The sequence below is a fragment of the Stenotrophomonas sp. X genome, assembly GCF_055721025.1.
In genome coordinates this window covers 2,212,852-2,231,696 of the sequence record NZ_CM146756.1, presented here as the reverse complement: position 1 = coordinate 2,231,696, position 18,845 = coordinate 2,212,852, and the positions used below count along the sequence as shown (strand labels likewise).

Genomic DNA, 18,845 nt, shown 5'->3' with positions numbered 1-18,845 from the left:
TCATGGTTCTCCCGAACGGTAGCGGATGCGGTACAGGTCCAACCCCGCACCGTCTGCGCGCCGCGCCGAATAGGTCAAAGTGTCAGGTTGCGAGCCATCCAGCATCGCACCGTAGCTGTCGCCGGAGGCTTCGTTCACCGGGGAGGGCAATGCATGGCCCGCGTCATAACGGCCTCCACGCTCGTAGGCCATGAACTGGCGGACCGGTGCAGTGGCGAAGTCCAAGGCGCGGGCAAACACCACCGTTTGGCCGTCGCCCAGGAACGTGGCATCGAACTCCTGTGCGGCGGTATTGATGCCACCCACCAGCGGCCGCGCCGGCTGCGCCACGCCGCCGATCATCGTGGCGCTATAGAGGTCATGGCCGCCGGCACCGCCCGCGCGATCGCTGGAGAACAACAACGTACGACCGTCCGGCGAGAGCATCGGCGCGAACTCGTCGGCCGCGCTGTTCACCGCGGGGCCCAGATTCTCCGGTTCGCCGAATCGACCGTCACGTCCAATGCTGACCCGGTACAGATCGTCGCCGCCCTGGCCGCCTGCTCGATCCGAACAGAAATACACCGTGCGGCCATCGGCAGAAAAGGCGGGATCGAAGTCTCGTCCCGGCGTGTTGAACGAGACCGGCGTCGCCGGCCGCCAGCGCTGCCCGTCGTGGCGGGAGACCCAGATGTCATACCCGCCCGGACCGCCGGGACGGTTGCGGCTGAACCACAGCGCGGTGTTTCCGTCCGGGCTCAGGGTCAGTCGAATCTCGTCGTACTGCGTGGATGCAACGCCCGGCGCAAAGCGTTCAGCGGAGCCGACGATCTGCAGCACGCTTGAGGGAGTCGCGGGGGGCGACGCAGCAACCAGCAGCATCACGGCCAGCCGCGCTTTCATGCCTGCCGCTCGAAGTCGCTGACCCAGTTGGTTTCCCAACTGCGTCCCCCATCGGTCGAAGCCGCCTGTTCCCAGCGCGCCGAGCGCGGGGTAATGCGTGACCAGATCACCCGCGTCTGGATCGCCCGTCCGTCGTGCTGGTCTTCGCCGAAGAAGCGGCCGACACCGGCCTCGAAACCACCGCGCAGCGGCGCGCCGATCCGGGTCGGCTCCCGGCCATCCAGCCACCAGCTCAGCCAGTGCCGCTCAGCGGCGTTCCAGGCGCGGATACCCATGCCGCGCAGCGGTGCTCCCGGCACGTCCATCAGGTTGTCGCCTACGTTGCCGAATCCTCCCAGTACCGCCCAGTTGTGCAGGGTGCCGTTGAACGCGTCCCACGCATCACTGCCTGCCAGCCGAGCGCGCAGGCGACGATGGCGCACGTTCCAATGGCCCACCAGGAAATCAAAATCGCGCGGTGCATCCGGCAGCTTCGGAAGCGGAGAGGGGACCGCCGCAGTGCGGCGGAACCAGTTGCGCCAGTTCACTTCCCAGTGCGCGCCGGCGTCGTCGGAGAACGCCTGCTCCCACCACGGCTCCTCGCCATGGATGTCATGCCAGCGGAACCAGACGTCGATGGGGCGTCCCTTGAAGTGATCACGACCACGGAAGCTGCCGCCATCGCCTTCGAAGGCGCCGCGCACGGGCGCTTCGATATGGGCAGGGTTGCGCCCATCTATCCACCAGATCGACCACGTGGAAGACACCGGATCAAAAGCACGCACGCCCAGGCCCCTGTAGGGACCCGAAGGCAGCGTCATGACGTTGTCATCGATGGTGCCGAGCCCGCCCAGGGTGAGCCAGACCGCGCTGGCGCCGGTGAAGGCTTCCCAGCGGGGTGTCACCCACCAGGCGCTCCTTCAGGCGTTGGTGCCGGACCCGCCAGTTGCCCTGCAACCATTTCCAGTCTTCGCTGTGGCTGGACAGGGGCCGCCCCGAGGGTAGGGCGCCTGAGGCTGCCACTGCGGCCAAGGTGGCCAGGAACTGCCGTCGATCCATGTGCGTGACCCCTTGCCGGAAGTGCCTCCATCGTTGCGGGTGCGAGGGGGATTGACCACGCAGATATCCGGGCTCAGGCTAAGCCACACTTATGGTGACCCAACGCCAGCTTCCATCGCTTGTCGCCATCCGCGCCTTCGAAGCGGCGGCGCGGCTGGGCAGTTTTGCCCGTGCCGCCGAGGAGCTCGACACGAGCGCGGCATCGGTGAGTTACCACGTGCGCCGGCTGGAGGCCCAGACCGGCACCTGCCTGTTCCTGCGCCACGCACAGCGTGTGGAACTGACGGCAGCGGGTGCCAGCGTCGCGCAGGAGGCCACCCGGGCCTTCGACGCGCTTCGTGCCAGTTTCATGCGCGCCGCTGACATGGATGCGGCGCGACTGCGCCTGTCCGTATTGCCCACGCTGGGCACCAGCTGGTTGACACCGCGGCTGGGCAGTTTCCGCGGCCGCCATCGGAGCATCGTGCTGGAACTGGACCTGTCGGCAGAGCCGCAGGACCTGGCCGCCGGGCATTTTGATGCTGCCATCCGCAATGGGCATGGCGAGTGGCCCGGGCTGCAGGCCACGCCCCTGTTCCCCAGCATTTTCACCCCGTTGTGCGCGCCAGCGCTGCTGCCGGCGGCAGACGGGCTCGGGCGCCGGGCCTTGGAGGTTCCGCTGCTCGGCAGGCCCGACTGGTGGGCACTGTGGTTTTCCGCACATGGCGCGGTTCCGCCGCCGGCCGAGGAGAGCCTGGTCAGCCCCTTTGCGGTAGAGCATCTGGACGTCGGCGCGGCCATTGCCGGGCAGGGCATCGCCATTGCTTCGCCAATCCTGTTCCAGGCCGAACTGGACAGCGGGCGCCTGGTGCAGGCACATCCCGGTGTGGCCAGCGACGGGCGTGGTTTCTGGTTCGTGGCACCGACGGCGCGCAGCCGGAGCGCCAAGGTCATTGCATTCGGTGACTGGCTGGGCGAGCAGGCCGCGCAGGCCAGGCATGCGGCGCGACATCATCTGGGGCGCACGGTGGCGGCATGAACCAGAGCCCTGAACTGCTGCGACGCCTGCTGCGTGCCAAGGACCGGATGGACCATGCCAGCCACGAGGACTGGCCGGTGGCCCGCCTGGCCGAAGTGAGTGCCGTATCCGCGGCGCATTTCGCGCGTTCGTTCAAGCAGGCCTTCGGGCTGCCACCGCATCGCTACCTGCTGAGCCGACGGATTGAACGGGCCGTGGCGATGTTGCGTGACACCGATCTGCCGGTCACCGAGATCGCCGCGCAGACCGGCTGGAGCAGCCTGGGCACCTTCGGCCGCATCTTCCGTGACATCACCGGCGACAGCCCGGGCAACGTGCGCGAGCGTGAGCGGGCCGGCCAGGCGACGCCGGCCTGCGTGCCGGAGTGCCACGCACGTGCCGCGCAGCGACCGGACCTGAACATGGCAGTTTTGGAGAAGCGCCGGCGCGCGGCGGTTGCTAACGTGGACCCCACCTGAGGGAGGTCCCATGACGAACACTGTGAACACGGTCGGCCTGTATGTGCGCGACCAGGATGAGGCGCTGGCGTTCTACGTCGGCAAGCTCGGCTTCGAAGTGCATACCGACGTGCGCAATGGCAGCTACCGATGGCTGACGGTCCGCAGCCCGGGCCAGGACGGTTTCCAGCTGGGCCTGTTCGTGCCAGGCCCGCCCACCCACGACGCCGCTACCGCAGTTGCGCTGCAGCAGCTGGTGGCCAAGGGCGCAATGCCGCCGCTGGTGCTGGCCGTGGATGACTGCCAGGCGCGCTACACGCAATGGCTGGCACAGGGCGTGGAATTCACCCAGGAGCCGATCGAGCGCTATGGCGCCGTCGACGCCGGATTCCGTGACCCGTCAGGCAATGGCTGGAAGATGATCGAAGCCCGTTCCGAAGCGAGGCGCCGGCAATGAGCCGCGGTGGCTGGGCACGGCCCGTGCATCGCTGGACCTCGATCGTCTTCACCCTGGCGGTGATCGCCAATTTCGCCGCTCGCGGGCTGGGGCAGGGCGAGCCGGCAGCGTGGATCACCTATTCGCCGCTGCCGCCATTGTTCCTGCAGCTGTTCACTGGCCTGTACCTGTTCGTGCTGCATTACACCGGGAAACGCCGCAGCGCCACGCTGGGCGCTGCAGGCTGAGGCCGCCTCAGGCGGCAGCGTCGGCGGCGTAGGCCGCCAGCAATGCCGGCAGCTGGTCCATGCGCTGGAAGATCACCTTCGCACCCGCAGCGCGCAGGGCCTCCGGCGTGCTGTGGTGCGGGCCGCCCTCGCTGAAGCCAAACACGGTTGCACCCGCCGCGACGCCGGCGGTCGCGCCGGTCACGGTGTCTTCAATGACCGCGCAGCGCTTCGGATCCACACCCAGCGCGGCAGCGGCCGCCAGGTAGACGTCCGGGTGCGGCTTGGTGTTCGGCATGTCCTGGCCGCTGTAGACGTGGTCGCCGAATGCATCGAGGATGCCGACCTTGCCCAGCTGCAGTTTCACCTTGATCAGGTCGGCACCGGACGCGCAGGCAATGCGGCCACCGGTCGCTGCGGCGATCGCACGCACGGCCTCGGGCGCCCCCCGGATCGGCTCCAGATCCCGTTCCAGCGCCCGGTTGCGCTGCTGGCGGAACTCCTCCAGCCACTGCTCGGTGAACGGCTTGCCGGTGCGCTCTGCGATCAGCCCGGCCAGATGGGCCACGGATTGGCCCAGGAAGACCTCGCCGGCTTGCGCAGGCGTCAGCGGCCAGCCGCGTGCGGTCAGCATCTCCGAGAGCACGCGGGCCACCAGCGGCTCGGAATCGACCAGTACGCCGTCGCAGTCGAACAGCACGGCATCGAAGGGGAAACGGGACATCAACTACTCCGGGAACAGCCAAAGGGGCGAAGCGCCCGCCATTTTCCCATAGCGGGACGGGCAGGGCACGCCGGCCACAGGAACGCTAGACTGCCGGGCCACCTCACCCAGCGCCTGTACGGGAATACCCCTTGAACCGAGTGCGATCCCAGGCCCGGCAACATCGCCTCTTCAGTGCCGGCATCGCCGGCGCGGTGACGCTGGCCGGCAGCTGCCTGCTCCCCGTCCTGGTGTTGCTGCTGCCTGCGGGATTCTCGCCAGGCGAGTTCATCATGCCCGTCGCCGACGGCGCCGCGCAGTTGCAGATTGCCAGCCTGGTCCTGCTGGGGTCTTGCGCACTGGCCACGTTTGCCGGCCTGTGGGCCAGCGCGCCGTCGCCAGAACCCGCATCGACGGCGCGCAGGATGGTGGCGTCGCTGATCCTGCTTGCCACGATGCTGCTGATCATCCTGGCCAGCATGGCCTACCTGATGCGAATGCTGTCCGGCGGTGCGCCAACGACAGGGCGCGGGCTTGTCGTTGCCACCGTCGTCGGCGCCGCAGTGCAGTTCCTGGTTGCCAGAGTGCTGGCGCCACGATGGCTGCGCGTGCAGGCATCGTGATTCCTCTGCCTGCCGATCAGCCCAGGTCACACCCTGCAGGCTGCGGCCAGGTGCTGGCCGGCAGCATGTTCTTCAGCGAGGTCGGTGCGTTGATCGCCACATAGCTGGCGCCCAGCAGCTCCTCCAGATCGGCAATCGTCACCAGGTAGTTGTCGAGGCTGCCCAGGTTGGCCTCGTTGGGAATGATCCAGCTGATCGCCTTGGCGGTTCCGGTGTTCGGGTCACGGGTGATGATCGTCTTCCAGAAGAACTCCGGGGTCGGGATGCCATGGCTGGCCAGGAAGTAATCGTTGGCGGCGTCGCCGTAGACCACGCCACCGTAGACGTCCACTGGTGCGATGTCGCGGTAGCACTCGGCCACGTTCTCGGCCTTCACCCAGATGCCCTGGTTGAAGCTGGACACCTGCGGCACGATGTTGGTCATGTAGTTGGCGCGGCGGATGTAGGTCGCGTCGTAGTCCATGTGGTTGGACGTGACCAGATGGCCACGGTCGTAGCCGGATCTGATGCTGGCGTAGGACGCGGTGCTGGTCTGGCCCAAGCAACCGGCCGGCAGGTCCGGGTCCTTGTAGAAGCTGGACGGCCGTGCGGCCGAACCGGTATCGGCAGTAAGCGTGTACTCGTAGCGGGTGGCGCTGTGGATGCTGCAGTCGTAGGTCAGCACGAAGCCGCCCTTGTTGAGGGTGACCACCTGGGCCTGTGCAGCACCGGCAAAAGCACTGAGTACGAAAGCAAAGACAAAGCTTGCAAGGCGCATTTCGATTCTCCAGCAGAAGATTCAGGGCGCAGCCGCCCGTCACGACCTGGCCGGGGCGAGGACATGCGGAGATGCTGCGGAGACGGATGCTGCGGATTGCGGTGGAACCTGGCCGCGTTGTTGGGCCATCAGCCCTGCGGTGTCATAAGCGTCACAAGCTGGCGCCTTGTGGTCAATGACGAAAGGGCGAAGCTGTGATCATGCGCAAGCACTGGTGATATGTCAGATCACGCGGCGCGTGGATGACACGCGCGCGTGCTAGGCGCCTGGCAGGCCTGCCAGCTGCGCCCCTGGGCCTGCGGCGGCGGGCGCTACAGGAATGTTTCCTGTTCTTCGTCCGGCGCCAGGCATGCGGCCTTGCTTTGCTCGGTCGAGTGCGCAATGGCCGCCTCGTCGAAACCGGCGCGGCTCAACCACAAACGATTCCAGCGGACCAGTGCGTCGCCGTCGCGTGCCAGGCAGGCATAGCGGACGATCGATTCCAGGTTGTCGATGGTCGGGTACTGCTGGGCGATTTCGTCCAGCCCCTGGCGCATCAGCGGCCAATCGGGCTTCGCCGCGCGGAAGTGATCGGGCGAATATTCGGTGGCCGACCAGTACAGCCGTGCGTAGCGCATGGCCCGCTTCTTCTTCGGTGCGCTGGCCATCGAGTGCCGCGCGAAGGCTTCCATCTTCTGCGCACTGCCACCCCAGGCCGGCGTGAAGTACTCCATGGCAATGAGGTGCAGTGGTTCGTAGTCGGGGAAGGCCTTCGCTGCGCGATCAACGAGCGCCAGCATTTCGTCGTCATCCGCGCTTTCGCGCAGCGCGATCAGCACGTTCATTTCGTGCCAGAACGGGTCGCCGCCGGCAACATCCTCATGCGATTGCAGGTAGGCCCGCGAAACCGCGTTGTACTCATGGAACTGTGCCCAGTCTTCGGCGTTGACGGTGTTGGCGTAACCGTTGCCGCGGTAGCTCCAGGCCAGGTTGAGTGGAATCCGTGCGGTGATCAGATGGGCCGCCGCAGACTTCGGCGCGTACTGAACCCAGCGCGCCGCCCATGCAGACCAGTCGTTCCAGGCTTGAACCTCCTGCCGCGACGTGCCGATTGCACGCGACATGCAGATGTAGAAACGGCCGAGCCGGGATTGGCCGGCGGCGTTGAGTTCGCCCTTGCGGAAACGCGCGGCCATCGCGTCGAGTGCCGCAAAGTCGTCGTTGGCCATCAGCCGCGCAATCTCCGCGCAGTCGTTGGTCGGTTCGGGGGCATCTTCCGCCAACACTGAAGGGGCGAACAGACAGGCGACGCTGGAGAGCGTGCCTGCGACGAGCATCCTGTGCATCGGGGGCGTCCTTGCTTTGATGGGAGACTGCGGAGGGCCCGCAGTGCCTCGAAGCATAGCAAGGCGCGCTTTGCGGCATGTTGCGTCGCAAGGTGCCAGCCACCATTCGCACTGGTACGGTCCGATCCGTTGCACCACCACCGACGGGGAGAGACAACGATGCGCAAGGTTCTGCTGCTGTTGATCCTGCTGACCGGGCTGGCGCCCACGGCCCTGGCGGCCACGGTCAAGACCACCCATCGCACCATCCCCAGCTGGGATGGCACGCCCCTCGGGGCCTTCGTCATCGAACCCCAGGATGCCGGCAGTGGCCGCTATCCGCTGCTGGTGATGCCCAGCAGCTGGGCAGTGCCCAGCGTGGAGTACGTGGGCGCGGCACAGTCGCTGGCGCAGCGCGGCTATGTGGTCATCAGCTACAGCTCGCGCGGCTTCTGGGAGTCCGGCGGCAGCATCGACATCGCCGGGCCCGCCACGGTCGAAGATGTCAGTGCCCTGATCGACTGGGCGCTGGCCAACACCCGGGCCGATCCGGCCAGGATCGGTGTCTCTGGCATCTCCTACGGGGCCGGCACCAGCCTGCTGGCGGCGGCACGCGATCCGCGCATCAAGGCCGTTGCCGCGCTGAGCGGCTGGGCCGACCTGCAGGCGTCGCTCTACAGCCATGACACGCCCAGCGCACAGGGCATCGCCCTGCTGGTGGCAGCGGGCCTGGCCACTGGCCGCCCCGGAGCGGAGCTGGCCACCATCAACCGCAATGTGCTGGTCGGCAACTACCAGGGGGCGGTGGACTCGCTGCTGCCGGTAGCGGCACAGCGCAGCCCGGCCAGCAGCCTTGATGAGATCAATGCCAACCAACCCGCGGTATTCCTCGCCAACGCCTTCAACGACAGCCTGTTCCCGCCGGGCCAGCTGGTCGACTTCTTTACCCGCCTGAAGGGACCCAAGCAGTTGCAGCTGCGCCATGGCGACCACGCCCTCAACGAAGCCTTCGGTGCGCTCGGCATTCCCAATGAAGTCTATGCCGCGGTGGGCGACTGGTTCGACCACTACCTCAAGGGCGTGGCCAATGGCATCGACCGCCAGCCGGCGGTGCAGTTGAAGTCGCAGAAGGGCAGCTGGAGCCGTTATGCGGACTGGCAGGCCACCTCTACCGGCGCCGTAAGCTACGGGCTGACCGCGCCGACCGGGTTTCTGCTGCCCACCGGAGGGCTGGCCGAGAGCGGTGGCGGCACCGGTTGGAACTACCGGATCGGCAGCGGCCTGCTGACCGCCGCCAACTCCGGCGTGGTGATGGCGTCCGGCGCGCTGCAGATGTTCAACCTGCCGCCCGGCGCCTATGTGCCGTTCGTTGGCCGCAACGCCGCAGGCGTCTGGCAAGGCCCGATCTACTGGAGTGCACGCCGCCTGGATGGCGCACCGGAAGTGCGGCTGACGGTGACGCCCACGCGCGCCAACACCACGCTGTATGCCTACCTGTATGCCGAGGATATGCTGGGCAACGGCCAGCTGATCAGCCACAAGCCGTACACCCTGCGCGGTGCCACGCCCGGCCAGCCGAGAACCATCGATCTTCGCCTGGAAGCCAGCAGCTGGAACCTACCGACCGGCAGCCGGCTGACCCTGGTGGTCGATACCGTGGACCTGCGCTATGCGGGCATCAGCCAGCTGGGCGGTGCGGTCACCTTCAGCTCGCCGGCCAACGCGCCTTCGGTGCTGAAGGTGCCGCTGCATTGATTCAAAGCCACACGGCCTTCGCTCGACGCCATGCCGGGCGAAGGCGTTTCCGGGTGGATCAGTTGCTCCGCACCCGCGCTGCGGCGGAGCTTGCGCGATGGATGCGATCCAGGTGCAGGGCAGGGTGGCGCGGCTCACTCCCCCTGCGGCAGCAACACTCGGATCATTTCGTGCTGCCTGGACGGGTTGGCCCGTTGCACGAAGCCTTGGATGATCGAGGCCGCCACCTTGCGCTGGTTGTCCATGTCCAGCAACGGCGCGATGGCCTGCCCGGAATCCTCGGGAACGTCACGGAACGGGCAATCGACCGGGCCAGCCGTGGTGAACGTCAGGATTGCCTTGGCGACGCGCGCCGACGGCGGACGCGGCGCATCGAAGATCACCAGCGTCCGCTCGTAGCTGACGCCTGTGGCGCGTACGGTCGAGTGCAGGGAATCCTCGATGGTCATGTGCGCGCCGAGATCCTCGACAATCACAAGATGGTTGCGGATGATGTCCGACCACACTGTCACGGCCTCCACGGTATCGCGTGCGCATGCCCGAGCGGATGTCATAGCGGCTGTCCATCGGCGGGTAGGCGCGCAGGAACGGATTGGGCGCCAGCATCTTCGAGCCGCGCATGCCGGACTGATCGTCGATCCAGTCCAGTGCGAACTGCACGTCGAAGTCATCGCCCGCATACGCGCCCAGGTTCAGGCGTGCCGCGTTGATCTGCTTGTCGCTGACCGGCTGGCCGTTGAAGGTGTTCTCGCCAAACCCGTCGTGGTTCATGCTGGCCACTGCCACACGGGCGCGCAGGCCACTGTTGGCACCGCCGATCGGGCCGCCGATGGCCGCCTTCGCATCCAGCTGGCTGTAGTTGCCCATGGTGATCTGGGCGAAGCCCTCGGTCTGGGTGGGCAGGCCGCGCGAGATGTACTTGATCGCGCCGCCGATGGTGTTCTTGCCACACAGCTTGCCCTGCGGGCCGCGCAGCACCTCGATGCGCGAGACATCGAACACATCCAGCAGCGCACCCTGCGGACGCGCGATATAGACGTCGTCCAGGTAGATGCCCACACCCGGATCCGCGCCCCAGGTGGGATCGGACTGGCCGATGCCGCGGATGTAGGCGGTAATCGTGCTGCTGGCGCCGCGGGCGGCGTAAATGGTCAGGTTGGGCACCTGCGCATCCAGGTTGCTGATGTCCTGGACATTCATCTTGTCCAGCGCCTCGGAGGTAAACGCAAGGGCTGGGTCAAGGCCAGTTCGGGGGCGGCCATGGTCGAGTCCCGCTGGAGGTGCCAGATGGCACCTCCAGACGCGGCTGACAATGGGCTATCTTGAGCGCCCGTTCCCACGCCGCCTGGATCGCCCACGCATGGAAGCCCGTTCGATGACTGTCCGAAGCAAGGTGTGGCTGAGCGCCTTTGTCCTGTCCACTGCGTTGCTGGCCGCACGCTGCACGCACAAGGACGTACCGGCGAAGGATCTTGGGACGGATATCGAGCAGGTGGCGCAGACACTGATCGAGCAGCCACTGCTGCACTCCACTTCGATCGCCGTCGTGCACCGTGGCAGGACGTTCATCCGTCATCACGGCGAGATGGTTGCCGGCAAGTCTGGCGCACCGACCGATGCGACGCTCTACGAGATCGGCTCGTTGAGCAAGACCTTGGCTGGCACTCTGATCGCCCATGCGGTCCTGGAGGGCAGGCTGGGGTTGGATGACGATGTTCGCAAGTATCTGCAGGGTGACTATCCCAACCTGCAGTTCAAGGATGAGCCCATCCGCATCCGCCATCTGCTGTCGCATACCAGTGGCCTGCCGAACATGCTGCCGGAGCGCGCGAATACGGTGCTGGAGGACTTCACCGATCAACGCACGCCCGGTGAGCTGAATGCCATCTATGCCAGCTACGGCAAGTCGGACTTCCTGCGGGACCTGCATGCGGTGCAGATCCTCCGGGCGCCGGGAGGCGAGTACGCCTACTCCAGCGCCGGAACGCAGCTGGTCGCGCACATTCTGGAACAGGTCCATCAGCGCGATTACGAGGTGCTGCTGCGTGGCTTCTTCAGTGATTCGGCCGGAATGACGGGCATCAGGATCGGCCTGGACGACACCGAGGCATCACGCCTGGCGATCGGTTACCACAGCGACAACCCGGTGCCGACCACCCCCATGCCGACGTTGCCGTGGGGCGCCTCCGGGAACGTGAAGGCCACCGTTCCGGACATGGTGAAATACCTTGAATTCCAGCTGGCCAACGGTCCGGTGGTAACCGAATCGCATCGTGCACTGGCCAGGTTCGACGACACCTTCAGCATCGGCTACTTCTGGAACATCGTTTCCGGCGATCGCCTGAAGGGCGTGTATTACGCCCACCATGGGGGAGTGCCGCGTTCGCAGTGCTACGTCTACATCATCCCCAAGCACGATCTTGGCATCTTCGTCATCACCAACCAGAGCGGTGACCAGACGGCGCACGCCATGGAAACGGCGATCGATACGCTCGTCGAAAGAATTGCTGCACGGGATGGCAATGGAGGGCTCCGATGATCTGCCGCCTCATCCTGGTGCTTGCCTTGATCCCGTTCGCCGCCGGTGCCGTGGTCATCCGCGACGATGTTGACGATGCCCGATACCACATCGACGCATCGGTGTTCCCCGCACTGGCCGACATGCCGGGTGAGGGTCATGGCGTCCTCATGCTCCGCAATGGGTGCTGACCGCTGCGCATGCAGCACCGAACCATCACCGGCGGCAACGAACGCTATCTCTGGTACCGGTTCGATCCGCCCGCGCGGGGGGCTGCCACTGGAGGGCGTGTTGGGAAACGGCGACAGCGGTGGTCCGCTGCTGATCGAGGATCACGGAACGCCAGAGGTGGTGGGTCTTGGATCGTGGATCACCGCCGTTCCCGAGCATGCGCTAGAGGCGGGCTTCTATGGCCAGGTGGTTTACAACGTCCGCGTGTCCCGCTACCTCGACTGGATCGAAAGCGTCATCGAACGTGACGTGTCACGTTGATCATGCATCCGGGCAGCCTTCCGCGCAGATGTTCGCCCGGTCTCAAGTCATGCGACGGGTGTTCGTATCCTTCCCGCCATGGCCTCTTCGTCCAAATTTCCTGCGTGCATGACCGCCTCCCGGCCATCCGGCTGGGTGCAGAGCGGCGAGCGCTGGGATCTGTGGTGGAACGGCCGTTCGGTGGCCAGTATCGTGCCGCATGCCGCGCTAGGGTTCCGCCTGTACCTGGACGCACGCAAGATGTCACAGGTCAAGGTCGTGTCCGCCACCAGCACCCGTCAGGCCAAGCGCTACGCCGAGCGATGGTGTGCTGTACGGCTCTGCCCGCAGTTGCCTCTGCGCGATGCGGTGGCGCGATTGGTGGATGCCGGTACTCCACCGCCTCCGGCGCTCACGCGGGAACAGCGGCAGCAGGCCCGGCGCCTGGCCGAAGCCGGGGCAGGGGAGATGGGGCGGATCAAGGAAGCGCTGGCACCACGGCCGCGCATGACGGCCGCCAGGCCCGAGGTGCAGGGGCGAGGTGGAGCCTGGTCTGTACCCGGCCAGGTTCCATCCTCCCCGCGCCGAAACGGGAACACATCCCCAGCCAGGGCTACGCTGAAAGCTCCTCACGTACGATCCTCGCCCCCGCGCTGAGTGCGCGCAGCTTGCCCCTGGCCACATCGCGCGCCAGCGGCGCCATGCCACAGTTGGTGCTCGGGTAAAGCTTGTCAGCATCCACGAACTGCAGGGCCTTGCGCAGGGTGTTGGCTACTTCATCGGCGGTCTCCACCGTGCTGGAGGCCACGTCGATGGCACCGACCATCACCTTCTTGCCACGCACCAGCTCGATCAGGTCCATCGGCACGTGCGAGTTCTGGCATTCCAGCGAGATGATGTCGAGGTTGGAGGTCTGCAGCTTGGGGAACGATTCTTCATACTGGCGCCATTCCGATCCCAGCGTCTGCTTCCAGTCGGTGTTGGCCTTGATGCCGTAGCCGTAGCAGATGTGCACGGCGGTCTCGCACTTCAGTCCTTCGATCGCACGCTCCAGCGCGGCCACGCCCCAGTCGTTCACTTCGTCGAAGAACACGTTGAAGGCCGGCTCATCGAACTGGATGATGTCCACGCCGGCGGCCTCCAGCTCCTTCGCCTCCTCGTTGAGGAGCTTCGCGAATTCCCAGGCCAGTTTCTCGCGGCTCCTGTAGTGCGCGTCGTACAGGGTATCGATCATGGTCATCGGGCCGGGCAGCGCCCACTTGATCGGCTGCGTGGTCTGGCGGCGCAGGAACTTCGCATCGTCCACGAACACCGGCTTCGGACGGCTCACTGCGCCGACCACGGTCGGCACGCTGGCATCGTAGCGGTTGCGGATGCGCACGGTCTCGCGCTTCTCGAAATCAACGCCGCTGAGATGCTCGATGAAGGTAGTGACGAAGTGCTGGCGGGTCTGCTCGCCGTCGCTGACGATATCGATGCCGGCATGCTGCTGTTCCTGCAGCGACAGGCGCAGCGCATCCCGCTTGCCTTCAACCAAGGCTTCGTCCTGCAGCTTCCACGGTGACCAGAGCTTCTCGGGCTCGGCCAGCCAGCAAGGCTTGGGCAGGCTGCCTGCGGTGGAGGTGGGGAGCAGTTTCTTCGTCGACATTGCGTCTTGTTTCCTGGGGGCGGATGGAGAATCGATGGATCAGCGGGCGGCCCACTGCTCAAGCACGGCGCGATAGGGCTTGATGAAGTGCTCTTCGGTGAACCGGCCCTGCTTGATGGCCAACTGGCTGCGCTCTTCGCGGTCGTAGACGATGCGGGTGGAGGAGTAGTCCTGGTGCTTCAGGCTGGGCTGGTAGACCTTGCCGGCCACGGAATTGGCGTTGTAGATCTCAGGGCGGTAGATCTTCTGGAAGGCCTCCATCGTGCTGATGGTGCCGATCAGTTCCAGGTTCGAGTAATCGCCCAGCAGGTCGCCCTGGAAGTAGAACGCCAGCGGTGCGACGCTGCCCGGTGGCATGAAATAGCGCACCCGCAGGCCCATCTTGTCGAAGTACTGGTCGGTGGGGGAGAACTCACCCTGGCGGTATTCCACGCCCAGGATCGGGTGATGGTTCTCGGTGCGGTGGTAGGTCCTGCTGCTGGAAACACTGATGCAGATCACCGGCCCCTTGCTGAAGTTGGCACGGTAGGCGTCAGACTCCAGGAAGTGCTGGAACAGCTTGCCGTGCAGGTCGCCAAAGCCCTCCGGAATGCCGAAGGTGTCCTTGCCTTCGTTGCTGGCCGGCAGCACGACGCTGAAGTCGTAGTCACGGACATAGGACGAGAAGTTGTTGCCGACGATGCCTTCGGTGCGCGCGCCGGTGTGCGTGTCGACGATGGTCGGGCGCAACACTTCGATCAACGGGAAAGGATCGCTGCCGTCGGCGCCGTCGATGTGCATCTCCACCGAAATGATGTCCAGCTCGACCGCGTAGCGATCGGCGCTTGGGTTGTCCCAATGCGCCAGATCATTGAAGCGGTTGTTGATCATGCGGATGGTGTTGCGCAGGTTTTCCTGCCGGGACGCGCCGCGCGCCAGGTTGGCGAAGTTGGTGGTGATGCGCGTGCCTTCGGCCGGCTGGTAATCCTCGTTGAAGGGGATGCGCGTGATGCTGAAGGTGAAAGCGTCGGTCGTCATGGGCGGCGTTCCGTGTTGCGGGGTGGCATCCGGATGCGGGCGAGGGCATCCGGCATTCAAAGAGCTGCGGCGGTCTCAAGGGCGGTGGCACGATGGCGGGGCAGCGCCAGCAGCGGCATGGCCCGCCGTACCGCCAGTCGCGCCCGCTCGATCAGGGCGTCGCTGTGCACGCGGCCGTCGGCGAAATCGCGATCGGTGGCGTAGATACCCAGTGGCAGGGTGCGCGCCTGGAAGAAGCTGAACAGCGGGCGCAGCTGATGGTCGATCACCAGCGAGTGGCGCTCGCTGCCACCGGTGGCGGCCAGAAGGATGGGGGTGTCGACCAGTGCGTCCTGGTGAATGAAGTCGAAGAAGTGCTTGAACAGCCCCGTGTACGAACCGCGATAGACCGGCGTGCTCACCACGAGGACATCGGCCTGTTCAACAGCAACCAGCTGCCGCTCCACAGCGTCGGGCACCTGTGAGCGCCACAGTGCGCCGGCCAGCTGCGGCGCCAGCTCGCCCAGTTCGATCAGCTGTTGCTCGCAATGGATGTCCTCGCCGATCAGGCCCAGCAGATGCTCGGCCAGCGTGGCGGCCCTGGAAGGGCGTTGCAATCCGCCGGAGACGGCGACGATTCGAAGGGGGCGGGCAGGTGAAAGCATGACCCGATCCTAGTCAGTGCCTTCCATGACGTAAAATGGTATTACTTCACCAATCCATGAGCGAGATTCATCATCATGCTGGAGCGGATCCACCTCAGCATCGTGCAGCAGGTCGAGCTGCAGGGCTCGCTCACCGCTGCTGCCGGCGTGCTCAACCTGACCCAGTCGGCGCTCAGCCACAGCATGAAGAAGCTGGAGCAGCAGCTGGGTACCGATGTCTGGCTGCGCGAAGGCCGAAGCCTGCGGCTGACCCAGGCCGGGCAATATCTGCTGGCAGTCGCCAACCGGGTGCTGCCGCAGCTGGACCTGGCCGAGGAGCGGCTGGGCCAGTTCGCACAGGGCGAGCGTGGCGCGCTGCGCATCGGCATGGAATGCCATCCCTGCTACCAGTGGCTGCTGAAGATCGTCTCGCCGTATCTGGCCGCGTGGCCGGATGTGGACGTGGACGTCAAGCAGAAGTTCCAGTTCGGCGGCATCGGCGCGCTGTTCGGCTACGAGATCGACCTGCTGGTCACCCCCGACCCGCTGCTGAAGCCAGGCCTGAAGTTCATCCCGGTGTTCGACTACGAGCAGGTGCTGGTGGTGGCCAGCAATCACGCCCTGGCCAAGGTGGACCACGTAAAGCCGCGCCAGCTCGGCCAGGAAGTGCTGATCAGCTACCCGGTGCCGTTCGAACGCCTGGACATCTACAACCAGTTCCTGCTGCCGGCCGGCATCACGCCGCGACGGCACAAGGCCATTGAAACCACCGACATCATGATGCAGATGGTGGCCAGCGGCCGTGGCGTGGCGGCCATGCCGCGCTGGTTGGTGGAGGAGTACGCCGCGCGCATGGACGTGGTGCCGGTGCGCCTGGGCGCCAAGGGCATTCCCAAGCAGATCTATCTGGGTGCGCGCGAGGCCGATACCAGCATCGATTACCTGCAGGCCTTCATCGAGCTGGCCCGCAACAGCTCGCCGCTTGCCGGCAACGCAGGCGGAGCCCGTTGATGCCTGTACCTGGATCACTGCGGGCGGAAGCCTTCATCAACACCTTTTCATTGGAGGTCAGCGCGAAGGCCATGCCCGCGCTGTGCGCCGAGGCGGATCGGATCCCGCGCGGTACCGTCATCTCCATTCCCTGGCTGGCCAGCGAGGATGACGACGCCCGACTGGCCGCCGCGCGCACTGTGCGCGCGCTCGGATTCGAACCGATGCCGCATCTCTCTGCGCGGCGCGTCGGGTCACGCGCAGCGCTTGAACGCTTTCTGCAGCGTGCCGCCGGCGAAGCCAGGGTCGCGCGTTGCCTGCTGATCGCGGGCGACCTGGCCACGCCTGCTGGACCGTTTGCCGATAGTGCTTCGATCATCCAGACCGGTGTTCTGGAGCAATCCGGCATCAAGGTCGTTGCTATCGGCGGGCACCCGGAAGGGCATCCTGTAATGAGCAGTGACGAACGCTGGCAGGCGCTGGAGGGAAAATGCCAGGCCATCGAAGCACGTGGCATGGCCCCCTTGGTCGTCACCCAGTTCGCCTTCGATGCCGATACCGTGCTGGCCTGGCTGGATGCACTGCGCGCGCGTGGCATCACGGTTCCGGTGCTGGTCGGGGTTCCGGGGCCGGCAAGCATCCCCCGGCTGATGCGCTACGCCGCGATGTGCGGCGTGGGCGCCAGTGCATCGATGTTGGCCCGGTATGGCATCTCGATCGGCCGGCTGCTGGGAACGGCGGGGCCGGAGGTGTTCGTTGACCGCCTGGTGAAGGGGTTGACCAGCGCCCATGGCCCGGTCAGCCCGCACTTCTTCCCGTTCGGCGGTGTTGCGCCGTCGCTGGAGTGGATGGCGCAGTACCGGCGGCGCATTTCCGGCACCGGTGGTTGAATCGCCTCAGCCCGGCAGGTCGCACTTCATCCTGCCGTCCACGTAGTACGGCTTGGGTACGTTCGGGTTTGGGCTGGTCTTCTCGAAGACCACCTCGAACGAGGCAGCATCGGGCGTGCCCTTGCGCTCGGTACACGCGTCCTGCAGTTTCTTCTTGACCGCAGTGATACCGGCATCGCGGTTGGCGCCCTCGGCGCTGTTGGTCAGATTCACGGTCTCGGCCGAGGCCAGCGGGCTCAGCGCGAGCAGGCCGCCGGCCAGCATCAGTGCGTGCAGCTTGGTCATGGTTTTTACCTCGCAGGTCTCCAATGAGGCCCCAGCATAGGGCCGGGCCGTTAACGGCATGTGCCCGGCCGGGTGAGGGCAGGGCGGGCGCGCCTCGGCGTAACCCGCGATGGCTGACAGCTGTCACTGGCTGCAACCCGGGCGGAAGCGAATAGTGAGCGCCAAGGCGAGGGAACCTCGCCACCACTCACCAAGGGGACCGCTCATGAGCATGCTTCAGCACCTCGCCTCGCAGACGCCGATCTGGGTCTGGCTGCTCCTGGCCTTCCTGGTCACCCGTGGCATCGCCGCCATGAAGTCGGCCGAGACCTCGCTGCAGAAGCTGGCGATCGTACCCGCCTTGTTCGCCGTCTGGGGTGCGTGGTCGGTCAGTCATCGCTTCGGCGCGTCGCTGAGCGCCTGGAGCGAATGGCTGGCCGGCATCGCCACGGGCGCCGCGCTTGCCTGGCTGCTGCTGAATCGGTTGAAGCTGACGCTGGACCGCAGTACCGGCAAGCTCTGGCGCAACGCGGATTTCAGCCTGCTGCCGCTGCTGTTGATCACTTTCCTGGTGAAGTACGGGTTCGAAGTCGCATTTGCGGTGTCGCCGTCGCTGTCCGCCAATGCTGGCTTCAATGCCGCCTACCTGCTGCTGGCAGGCGGATTCACCGGCATCTTCGTCGGCAAGTACGGCCGATACCTGGCCTCGCTGCGGATGGATGCGGCAGGCGAGAAACTGGAAACCGCAGGCTGGTCGCCCGGGTAGTGCCGGCCGCTGGCCGGCTTCCCCATGCAGGGGTGTGCGGGGCTGACGCAGGCGTCACGATGCCCACCACTGGCCACCACCGGAAACGCTGACGTCATGAAGACCACATCCTGGTTCTGGATCAACGTGGCCAGTCACTTCGGTATTGTCGCAGCCCTGGCCTGGCTGCCCGCACGGTGGACGGGCCAGCTTGTAGAGGGTTTGGCCGGCACTCAGCCGGCTATTGGCGATGCCCAGCATGTGGCCCTCATTGGTTCCATTTTTGGCTTCTGCGTGACCGCACTGATCTTCATGGGGGCGCTGACAGTCACCGGCGAACTCCTGGGTTTCTCCAGGCCCTATGCGCGGCGGCCGGAGTCCCAAAACGAAGCGCAGGTCGTGCACCGGAAGGTGTTGCTGGTTGCATTCGCCACGCTCTCGTGGGTGGCCGTGGGATCGCTTGCAGGTATTGCGTCGATCTTCGCGGCTTCGTCATGAA

Annotated in this window: 20 protein-coding genes and 3 pseudogenes; 13 read left to right on the top strand and 10 right to left on the bottom strand. The window is 65.9% G+C overall.

The window, feature by feature from the left end; genetic code table 11:
- Both ACZ75I_RS10310 and ACZ75I_RS10305 read right to left on the bottom strand, forming a co-directional pair.
- Complete coding sequence (locus ACZ75I_RS10310; protein ID WP_472957805.1) at window positions 1-882, bottom strand: TolB family protein; 882 nt, start codon at window positions 880-882, stop codon at window positions 1-3.
- Window positions 879-1,920, bottom strand: a pseudogene (locus ACZ75I_RS10305) (hypothetical protein). The gene ACZ75I_RS10310 and the pseudogene ACZ75I_RS10305 overlap by 4 nt, the downstream one beginning before the upstream one ends.
- Window positions 1,921-2,011: 91 nt before the next feature.
- Here ACZ75I_RS10305 and ACZ75I_RS10300 point away from each other — a divergent pair.
- The 4 genes from ACZ75I_RS10300 to ACZ75I_RS10285 are packed head-to-tail and all read left to right on the top strand — an operon-like array spanning window position 2,012 to window position 4,059.
- Window positions 2,012-2,938 carry a LysR substrate-binding domain-containing protein gene (locus ACZ75I_RS10300; RefSeq protein ID WP_346476063.1) on the top strand — a complete coding sequence of 309 codons (927 nt, stop codon included), beginning with the start codon at window positions 2,012-2,014 and terminating at the stop codon, window positions 2,936-2,938.
- Window positions 2,935-3,396, top strand: coding sequence for a helix-turn-helix domain-containing protein (locus ACZ75I_RS10295; protein WP_065177773.1), 462 nt, complete (start codon window positions 2,935-2,937; stop codon window positions 3,394-3,396). The genes ACZ75I_RS10300 and ACZ75I_RS10295 overlap by 4 nt, the downstream gene beginning before the upstream one ends.
- Window positions 3,397-3,406: 10 nt before the next feature.
- On the top strand, window positions 3,407-3,832 hold the full coding sequence (locus tag ACZ75I_RS10290; protein WP_346476065.1) for a VOC family protein: 426 nt from the start codon (window positions 3,407-3,409) through the stop codon (window positions 3,830-3,832).
- Entirely contained in the window at window positions 3,829-4,059 is a 231-nt protein-coding gene (locus ACZ75I_RS10285; RefSeq protein ID WP_061478310.1) for a hypothetical protein, read from the top strand. The genes ACZ75I_RS10290 and ACZ75I_RS10285 overlap by 4 nt, the downstream gene beginning before the upstream one ends.
- A 7-nt stretch (window positions 4,060-4,066) precedes the next feature.
- Here the strand turns inward: ACZ75I_RS10285 and ACZ75I_RS10280 are convergent, their stop codons facing one another.
- On the bottom strand, window positions 4,067-4,762 hold the full coding sequence (locus tag ACZ75I_RS10280) for an HAD family hydrolase (protein ID WP_346476066.1): 696 nt from the start codon (window positions 4,760-4,762) through the stop codon (window positions 4,067-4,069).
- A gap of 194 nt (window positions 4,763-4,956) precedes the next feature.
- Between ACZ75I_RS10280 and ACZ75I_RS10275 the strand changes: the two genes are divergently transcribed.
- On the top strand, window positions 4,957-5,364 hold the full coding sequence (locus ACZ75I_RS10275; RefSeq protein ID WP_472957804.1) for a hypothetical protein: 408 nt from the start codon (window positions 4,957-4,959) through the stop codon (window positions 5,362-5,364).
- 16 nt (window positions 5,365-5,380) lie between these two features.
- On the opposite strand, the gene ACZ75I_RS10270 is transcribed toward ACZ75I_RS10275, so the two are convergent.
- Window positions 5,381-6,121, bottom strand: coding sequence for a DNA/RNA non-specific endonuclease (locus ACZ75I_RS10270; RefSeq protein ID WP_072167103.1), 741 nt, complete (start codon window positions 6,119-6,121; stop codon window positions 5,381-5,383).
- Window positions 6,122-6,432: 311 nt separating this feature from the next.
- Window positions 6,433-7,446, bottom strand: coding sequence for a DUF4034 domain-containing protein (locus tag ACZ75I_RS10265; RefSeq protein ID WP_180867178.1), 1,014 nt, complete (start codon window positions 7,444-7,446; stop codon window positions 6,433-6,435).
- A gap of 159 nt (window positions 7,447-7,605) precedes the next feature.
- Between ACZ75I_RS10265 and ACZ75I_RS10260 the strand changes: the two genes are divergently transcribed.
- Window positions 7,606-9,180: a S15 peptidase family protein gene (locus ACZ75I_RS10260; protein WP_346476068.1), complete on the top strand. Its 1,575-nt coding sequence runs from the start codon at window positions 7,606-7,608 to the stop codon at window positions 9,178-9,180.
- 531 nt (window positions 9,181-9,711) lie between these two features.
- On the opposite strand, the pseudogene ACZ75I_RS10255 reads toward ACZ75I_RS10260, so the two are convergent.
- Window positions 9,712-10,407 (bottom strand): annotated as a pseudogene (locus tag ACZ75I_RS10255) (TonB-dependent receptor plug domain-containing protein); the annotation flags it as partial.
- Window positions 10,408-10,606: 199 nt separating this feature from the next.
- On the opposite strand from ACZ75I_RS10255, the gene ACZ75I_RS10250 reads away from it, so the two are divergent.
- The 3 genes and pseudogenes from ACZ75I_RS10250 to ACZ75I_RS10240 all read left to right on the top strand — a co-directional run bounded on the left by ACZ75I_RS10250 (window position 10,607) and on the right by ACZ75I_RS10240 (window position 12,826).
- Window positions 10,607-11,719 (top strand): serine hydrolase domain-containing protein, encoded by a 1,113-nt coding sequence (locus ACZ75I_RS10250; protein WP_472957803.1) that lies wholly within the window; start codon window positions 10,607-10,609, stop codon window positions 11,717-11,719.
- Window positions 11,716-12,190 (top strand): annotated as a pseudogene (locus tag ACZ75I_RS10245) (trypsin-like serine protease). Before ACZ75I_RS10250 ends, ACZ75I_RS10245 begins: the two are co-directional and overlap by 4 nt.
- Before the next feature lie 78 nt (window positions 12,191-12,268).
- A complete protein-coding gene (locus ACZ75I_RS10240; protein WP_082783285.1) occupies window positions 12,269-12,826 on the top strand; it encodes a hypothetical protein in 558 nt (185 codons plus the stop codon).
- Here the strand turns inward: ACZ75I_RS10240 and ACZ75I_RS10235 are convergent.
- The 3 genes from ACZ75I_RS10235 to msuE are packed head-to-tail and all read right to left on the bottom strand — an operon-like array spanning window position 12,783 to window position 15,478.
- Window positions 12,783-13,817, bottom strand: coding sequence for a methionine synthase (locus ACZ75I_RS10235; RefSeq protein WP_346476070.1), 1,035 nt, complete (start codon window positions 13,815-13,817; stop codon window positions 12,783-12,785). The two genes, ACZ75I_RS10240 and ACZ75I_RS10235, sit on opposite strands and share 44 nt — an antisense overlap.
- Window positions 13,818-13,856: 39 nt before the next feature.
- A complete protein-coding gene (locus ACZ75I_RS10230) occupies window positions 13,857-14,834 on the bottom strand; it encodes a DUF1852 domain-containing protein (protein WP_346476071.1) in 978 nt (325 codons plus the stop codon).
- Between the two features lie 56 nt (window positions 14,835-14,890).
- The gene (gene msuE, locus ACZ75I_RS10225) at window positions 14,891-15,478 is read right to left on the bottom strand and encodes an FMN reductase (protein ID WP_346476072.1); all 588 of its coding nucleotides are present in this window, start codon (window positions 15,476-15,478) and stop codon (window positions 14,891-14,893) included.
- Window positions 15,479-15,553: 75 nt separating this feature from the next.
- Between msuE and ACZ75I_RS10220 the strand changes: the two genes are divergently transcribed.
- Both ACZ75I_RS10220 and ACZ75I_RS10215 read left to right on the top strand, forming a co-directional pair.
- Window positions 15,554-16,468: a LysR family transcriptional regulator gene (locus tag ACZ75I_RS10220; protein ID WP_346476073.1), complete on the top strand. Its 915-nt coding sequence runs from the start codon at window positions 15,554-15,556 to the stop codon at window positions 16,466-16,468.
- Window positions 16,468-17,337, top strand: a complete 870-nt coding sequence (locus ACZ75I_RS10215) for a methylenetetrahydrofolate reductase (RefSeq protein ID WP_346476074.1) — start codon at window positions 16,468-16,470, stop codon at window positions 17,335-17,337. The genes ACZ75I_RS10220 and ACZ75I_RS10215 overlap by 1 nt, the downstream gene beginning before the upstream one ends.
- Before the next feature lie 6 nt (window positions 17,338-17,343).
- Here ACZ75I_RS10215 and ACZ75I_RS10210 read toward each other — a convergent pair whose 3' ends face one another.
- Entirely contained in the window at window positions 17,344-17,622 is a 279-nt protein-coding gene (locus ACZ75I_RS10210; RefSeq protein ID WP_346476075.1) for a hypothetical protein, read from the bottom strand.
- A gap of 205 nt (window positions 17,623-17,827) precedes the next feature.
- On the opposite strand from ACZ75I_RS10210, the gene ACZ75I_RS10205 reads away from it, so the two are divergent.
- Entirely contained in the window at window positions 17,828-18,367 is a 540-nt protein-coding gene (locus ACZ75I_RS10205; protein ID WP_346476076.1) for a DUF6622 family protein, read from the top strand.
- Between the two features lie 96 nt (window positions 18,368-18,463).
- Window positions 18,464-18,844, top strand: a complete 381-nt coding sequence (locus ACZ75I_RS10200) for a hypothetical protein (RefSeq protein ID WP_346476077.1) — start codon at window positions 18,464-18,466, stop codon at window positions 18,842-18,844.
- Window position 18,845 lies beyond the last annotated feature (1 nt).

Bases quoted from the DNA above. Each gene is read 5' to 3' on its own strand.
- ACZ75I_RS10310 (WP_472957805.1), bottom strand. From the start codon at position 882: ATGAAAGCGCGGCTGGCCGTGATGCTGCTGGTTGCTGCGTCGCCCCCC.
- ACZ75I_RS10300 (WP_346476063.1), top strand. From the start codon at position 2,012: ATGGTGACCCAACGCCAGCTTCCATCGCTTGTCGCCATCCGCGCCTTC.
- ACZ75I_RS10295 (WP_065177773.1), top strand. From the start codon at position 2,935: ATGAACCAGAGCCCTGAACTGCTGCGACGCCTGCTGCGTGCCAAGGAC.
- ACZ75I_RS10290 (WP_346476065.1), top strand. From the start codon at position 3,407: ATGACGAACACTGTGAACACGGTCGGCCTGTATGTGCGCGACCAGGAT.
- ACZ75I_RS10285 (WP_061478310.1), top strand. From the start codon at position 3,829: ATGAGCCGCGGTGGCTGGGCACGGCCCGTGCATCGCTGGACCTCGATC.
- ACZ75I_RS10280 (WP_346476066.1), bottom strand. From the start codon at position 4,762: ATGTCCCGTTTCCCCTTCGATGCCGTGCTGTTCGACTGCGACGGCGTA.
- ACZ75I_RS10270 (WP_072167103.1), bottom strand. From the start codon at position 6,121: ATGCGCCTTGCAAGCTTTGTCTTTGCTTTCGTACTCAGTGCTTTTGCC.
- ACZ75I_RS10265 (WP_180867178.1), bottom strand. From the start codon at position 7,446: ATGCACAGGATGCTCGTCGCAGGCACGCTCTCCAGCGTCGCCTGTCTG.
- ACZ75I_RS10260 (WP_346476068.1), top strand. From the start codon at position 7,606: ATGCGCAAGGTTCTGCTGCTGTTGATCCTGCTGACCGGGCTGGCGCCC.
- ACZ75I_RS10240 (WP_082783285.1), top strand. From the start codon at position 12,269: ATGGCCTCTTCGTCCAAATTTCCTGCGTGCATGACCGCCTCCCGGCCA.
- ACZ75I_RS10235 (WP_346476070.1), bottom strand. From the start codon at position 13,817: ATGTCGACGAAGAAACTGCTCCCCACCTCCACCGCAGGCAGCCTGCCC.
- ACZ75I_RS10230 (WP_346476071.1), bottom strand. From the start codon at position 14,834: ATGACGACCGACGCTTTCACCTTCAGCATCACGCGCATCCCCTTCAAC.
- msuE (WP_346476072.1), bottom strand. From the start codon at position 15,478: ATGCTTTCACCTGCCCGCCCCCTTCGAATCGTCGCCGTCTCCGGCGGA.
- ACZ75I_RS10220 (WP_346476073.1), top strand. From the start codon at position 15,554: ATGCTGGAGCGGATCCACCTCAGCATCGTGCAGCAGGTCGAGCTGCAG.
- ACZ75I_RS10215 (WP_346476074.1), top strand. From the start codon at position 16,468: ATGCCTGTACCTGGATCACTGCGGGCGGAAGCCTTCATCAACACCTTT.
- ACZ75I_RS10210 (WP_346476075.1), bottom strand. From the start codon at position 17,622: ATGACCAAGCTGCACGCACTGATGCTGGCCGGCGGCCTGCTCGCGCTG.
- ACZ75I_RS10205 (WP_346476076.1), top strand. From the start codon at position 17,828: ATGAGCATGCTTCAGCACCTCGCCTCGCAGACGCCGATCTGGGTCTGG.
- ACZ75I_RS10200 (WP_346476077.1), top strand. From the start codon at position 18,464: ATGAAGACCACATCCTGGTTCTGGATCAACGTGGCCAGTCACTTCGGT.